This window comes from Paraburkholderia sp. SIMBA_053, from assembly GCF_046534895.1.
GTDB classification, from domain to species: domain Bacteria; phylum Pseudomonadota; class Gammaproteobacteria; order Burkholderiales; family Burkholderiaceae; genus Paraburkholderia; species Paraburkholderia caledonica.
Genome location: NZ_JAWRXU010001552.1, coordinates 1 through 241, shown reverse-complemented (window position 1 = coordinate 241; position 241 = coordinate 1). Strand labels below are relative to the sequence as shown.

The following is a 241-nucleotide window of genomic DNA, read 5'->3' as shown; positions in this document are numbered from 1 at the left end:
CCGCGCACCTTGCCCTTGGCGCGATAGCCGCTCAGCGCGGAGGCGACGTTGCTGTCGGCACGCCCGGCCGCGGCCATGCCGCCGAAGTGGAAGCGGCTGTTGCCGGCCGTCCAGGTGGCCAGCTCACCGCCCACCTGCAGCAGCGAGGTATCGCTGCCGACGTCGAGCTGGTCGAAACCGGCGTGGCCGTCGATCTGCCGGCGCACCACCCGCGTCCACACCGCCGGCGCGCGCTCCGGAC

Annotated in this window: 1 protein-coding gene; it reads right to left on the bottom strand. The window is 74.3% G+C overall.

The genetic code is table 11. The features are described 5' to 3' along the window. A partial coding sequence (locus SB753_RS40770; RefSeq protein ID WP_410805639.1) for an autotransporter outer membrane beta-barrel domain-containing protein occupies nt 1-241 on the bottom strand: 241 nt, incomplete at both ends.